Origin of the sequence: uncultured Boseongicola sp. (genome assembly GCF_937988555.1) — a bacterium.
Classification (GTDB): Bacteria; Pseudomonadota; Alphaproteobacteria; order Rhodobacterales; family Rhodobacteraceae; genus Boseongicola.
In genome coordinates this window covers 1-4,508 of the sequence record NZ_CALJXO010000119.1, presented here as the reverse complement: position 1 = coordinate 4,508, position 4,508 = coordinate 1, and the positions used below count along the sequence as shown (strand labels likewise).

Sequence of the window (4,508 nt, the reverse complement as noted above, 5' to 3'; positions counted from 1 at the left end):
GTCGATTGTGTCCGATGGCCCTTTTAGCAATGCAAGTAATTCAAGCGCGCCTTCAAGCTTTGGGGCAAACGACTGGGTCACCAACCCGCTTGCCACGGCAAGGTCCAGAAGGCGGCGCCAATCGACGGCTTTGATCGAAATCTTGCCTGTTGGAGTGCCTCGGGCATCGACCGTGACTGAGCCCGCCGCGCGCAATGTGATGCTCCCCCATTCGACCGAAAGATCTGCAAGATCTAAATCGGTGATTTGTGGTCTTGCGCTCTCAACGGCCTCGCGATCCCATGGTGCAGTGAACCCGATGTCCGCATCAAAGTGCAGGCGTTCGAAGGCATCTGGAAGAAGGCCGGCGGGATCAAGAAGCTGCCGGGTGACTTTTGTCGGGTGAAAGCCGGACAATTCGGCACCGATCCGATGTGCATTCGCGCGCGCGGGGATTTGTTCAGTCGCAAAGCGCCCCTGGTCGAGACTCACGGTCCATCCAAGGCTTGAACCTATGTCCAATGCGTCAACGATGATGGTCGAGCGGTCCAGCCGCAGGGACGGGCTTGGCTCAAGAAAGATCGAGCCGCGCGCCTGCTCGTGGGTGAACGTCAAAGTTTGCAGCGGTGTAGACAGGCGATGCTCGTTTGGCAGAACGGCGATCACCTGATGCGGTTTGTAGGCCAGCGCAAGCAGCTGCAAGAACGGCGCCGACCAGGCTACACCGGTCTCAGGATCAGCAAGGCGCACGTCACTTAGGGTGGTATCGAAGCGGTTGGGAAAGCCAGCCACATCAATCTCGGCGACGTCGGCGGCCCAGCCTTCGGCGCGTCGCTCCTCGACCCAGGATGTAAGTGTGCGATCAAGTGCGGTTGACCCAAACGCCCACCACGCCATCCACCCAAGCGACGCGACAAGAATGACAACAATCAGACGACCCATTTGGCACTTTCCCCCTGCGACATTGCTTCGTATTAGTAGCGATATGAACGAAGGACCAGACGCGCTTCCCGCCCCTTTGTGGGTCTTCGGCTACGGATCGCTGATCTGGAACCCGGGCTTTCCGGTGGCCGAACGGCGCTTGGCCACCATGTCGGGGTTTCAGCGCAGTTTCTGCATGTCATCAATTCACCATCGCGGAACGGACGATGACCCCGGCCTGGTGTTGGCGCTCGATCCCGTCGAAGATGCGTCTTGCATTGGTGTGGCCTTCGCGGTTCCGGACGCCGAGGCCGTAGCCACAGTTGCCTATTTGCGTGAGCGGGAATTGATTTCCTCGGCCTATATCGAGCGTGTTCTGCCGGTTGCGTTTGAAGACGGCGAGACGGTTCAGGCACTGGCTTACGTCGTCGACACCGACCATGTGCAATACGTTGGCGGGATCGAGCGTGAACGGCAGGCGCAGATCATTGCTCACGCCGTTGGCGGCCGCGGCCCCAATACCGAGTATTTATGGAATACTGTCAATCACTTGGGCGAATTGGGCATCGAAGATCACGAGCTGGAATGGCTGAACAAGCGGGTCCGCGAAATCGTTTCTACGGCCTGATTTGTTTGAGGTTGGCAGCGCCCTGACCTTCGCCTATCCTACCTCAAATATAACAACCACAGGACCGGACCCTTGATGGACAAACCGGACCGCGAGGTCGAGCTACAATTCACGCAACCCTATCGTCAGATCCTGACGATGCTGACCGTTTTGGGACTGGTCGGTGCTGGTGCATATGTTGCCTACCCGCAAGTTGCGCCAGTCTTTCTGGCAAACCCCTACCTCAATGGCTTCATCGCCTTTGTGTTTGTCATAGGCGTATTTGCCTGTTTCTGGCAGGTCTATCAATTGGTCAGCTCGGTGATCTGGATCGAGGGATTTGCCCGCGATCGCCCCGGCCATCAATTCACCGCCGCCCCCCGCCTTCTGGCCCCTCTTGCCAATCTTTTGCGCAAACGTGGCGCACGGATGCAGCTTGGGGTGTCTTCCACGCGATCGGTGCTCGATTCCGTTGCAACACGGATCGACGAGGCGCGTGATATTACGCGATACATCGTCAATCTGTTGATTTTCCTTGGCCTTCTGGGAACGTTTTACGGACTTGCGACCACGGTTCCCGCCGTCGTTGATACGATCCGCTCGCTTGCGCCGCAAGAGGGCGACACCGGCGTCGCGGTCTTCGAACGACTAATGAAAGGCCTTGAGGCGCAGCTTGGCGGCATGGGCGTGGCGTTTGCATCCTCGTTGATCGGTCTTGCGGGCTCCCTTGTCGTGGGCTTGCTAGAATTATTTGCAAGCCACGGCCAGAATCGGTTCTACCGCGAGCTTGAGGAATGGCTCTCAAGCATCACCCGCATCGGCTATTCCGCAGATGAAGGTGGCGACGGCGGCGGCATGGATACGGGGGCCGTTGCGCAACTGGCCGAACATATGGCTGAGCGTTTGGATCAGATGCAGGCGTTTTATGAAGAAGCCGCGTCGCGTCGTGAAGCGGCGGAAGATCGCCTCGGAATGCTGGCGAGCGCAGTCTCGCAGCTTGCGGATCGTATGGGCGAGGGCGATGTGAACGCCGGCCCAGATATGACTGGCGTCATAAACAGTCAGGAACGCCTGAGCGAAGCGATTGAAACGCTGGTGACCGAAGGTACGGGTCAGGTTGATGCGGAAAGCCGGATGCGCCTGCGTTCGATGGACGTTCAGATGCTACGGATCCTCGAAGAAATGTCAGCGGGCCGGCAGGAATCTTTGGGCGAACTGCGCTCGGACCTTGGGCAGCTGACGAAGGCGGTCCGTGATCTGGGCCGCGACCGCTCTGGCAGTTCGGTCTAAGCGATGGCCCTGACCAGACGATCGTCGCAGCGGATGTCAGGGGCAATCTGGCCCGGCTTTGTCGATGCGATGACCGCACTGCTTCTGGTTTTGATGTTCGTCCTGACGATCTTCATGGTCATGCAGGCCGTTCAGCGTGAAACGATCACGGGTCAGGAAACTGAGTTGGATCAGCTGGCTGCCGAGGTCACGTCGCTGTCGATGGCGCTTGGTCTGTCCCAACAGACAACCTCGCAGCTTGAAGATGACCTGGAATCCCTACAAACGGAAAGCGACCGACAGTCGTCTTTGATCGCAAACCTAACGGGTCAGGTAGATACGCAAGCCCGGGCGCTGTCTGAACGCGATGCAGAAATTGCGTCGTTTGAAGCGCAGGTCGCCACGCTTTTGTCCGAACGCAACGATGCGCTCACGCTTGGCGCTGAACTTGCCGCCAACGTCGAAGACCTTGAAGCGGCTCGCGCTGTTTTGATCTCCGAACAAGAGGCAATGCGCCTCGCTTTGGCGCAGGCGCGCACCGAGATTGACGCGCAAACCGAAGTGGCCCGATTGGCGGCTGCTCGCCGCGAGGCACTGGAAGCGCTTACGGCTGACTTGCAGGCCGAGGCTGAAACGCGTGAAACATCTCTATCGCAAGCCCTTGCGGCCCTTCAGCGCGCCGAGGTTAACGAGGCCATCTTGGCCGAAGCGGATGCGCGCACCGCGTCGCTGACGGCCGAGTTGGAAACAGCAGAGGCCGCACGGCTTCGCGAACTGGCGGTGACCGAAGCTTTGCGCGCACGGCTTGCGGACGCAGAGGGCGCCCTTAGCGAGGAAGAACAGGCGCGATTGGCCGAGGCCGCCGCGGCGGCGGCCTTGCGGGCGCGGCTTGAAAACGCGGATGCGGAATTGACCGCCATGTCGCTTGCGCTTGAAGCGCAGCGTCAGCAGGCTGAAGACACGCTTACCCTTTTGGCGGCGGCCAATGCGGTGGAATCCGAGTTGAACGACAAACTCACGCAAGCGCTTTTGACACTTGAGGACCGCGATGCGGCGCTCGCCAATCGCGAAGCCACGTTGGGGGACACCGAATCTCTCGCGACGGAGCTTGCCGACATGTTGCAGATCGCGCAGTTGGAACGTGAAGAAGCGCAGGCTGAACTTGCAAACATGCGCGCCGATCTTTCGGTGGCTGAAGCGCGTCTTGCCGAACTGGACGCAACTGCATCGGACACGGACGCGCGCGTTGCGGCCCTGACCACGGAGCGCGACGCGCTTCTCGCTGAAATTGCGGAGCTGAATGAAGCAAGTGCGGAAACGGCCACAGTGCGTGACCAGTTGGCTGCTGCCTTGGCGGCCAAACTGGCAGCCGAAGTCACCACAACCGAGGTCATGACAGAGCAGGAACGACAGGCCGCACTATTGTCGACTGCCCGTCAGCAGTTGGCCGAAGAGGAATCGCTGTCCGCGCAAAGCCAGCGCGAAGTCGCAGCATTGAACCAGCAGGTCGCCGCTTTGCGGGCCGAGTTGGGATCGCTCCAGGCGCTGTTGGACGCAGCAGCCGACGCCGACGGCGATGCGCAAGTGCGGATCGAGGCCCTGGGCTCGCAGTTGAACACCGCTTTGGCCCGCGCCGCGCAAGAAGCCAAACGGGCCGCTGATTTGGAAGCGGCCGAGGCCGAGCGCCTTCGGATCGAGGCCGAACGGCTGCAAAATCAGGTTGCCGACCTTG

The 4,508-nt window shown here is 60.0% G+C and carries 4 protein-coding genes; 3 read left to right on the top strand and 1 reads right to left on the bottom strand.

What is annotated here, in order from left to right:
• On the bottom strand, nt 1-921 hold a 921-nt coding region (locus Q1B15_RS06445), incomplete at its 3' end, for a DUF2125 domain-containing protein (protein ID WP_299751824.1).
• Nucleotides 922-964: 43 nt separating this feature from the next.
• Here Q1B15_RS06445 and Q1B15_RS06440 point away from each other — a divergent pair.
• The 3 genes from Q1B15_RS06440 to Q1B15_RS06430 form a co-directional block, all read left to right on the top strand.
• Nucleotides 965-1,528, top strand: coding sequence for a gamma-glutamylcyclotransferase (locus Q1B15_RS06440; RefSeq protein ID WP_299751821.1), 564 nt, complete (start codon nt 965-967; stop codon nt 1,526-1,528).
• Nucleotides 1,529-1,603: 75 nt separating this feature from the next.
• Nucleotides 1,604-2,797, top strand: a complete 1,194-nt coding sequence (locus tag Q1B15_RS06435; RefSeq protein ID WP_299751818.1) for a biopolymer transporter ExbB — start codon at nt 1,604-1,606, stop codon at nt 2,795-2,797.
• A gap of 3 nt (nt 2,798-2,800) precedes the next feature.
• Nucleotides 2,801-4,508, top strand: a 1,708-nt coding sequence (locus Q1B15_RS06430; protein ID WP_299751815.1) for a peptidoglycan -binding protein, incomplete at its 3' end; no start/stop codon positions are given.

Coding starts and splice junctions, on each gene's coding strand:
- Q1B15_RS06435 (WP_299751818.1), top strand. CDS start 1,604: ATGGACAAACCGGACCGCGAGGTCGAGCTACAATTCACGCAACCCTAT.
- Q1B15_RS06440 (WP_299751821.1), top strand. CDS start 965: ATGAACGAAGGACCAGACGCGCTTCCCGCCCCTTTGTGGGTCTTCGGC.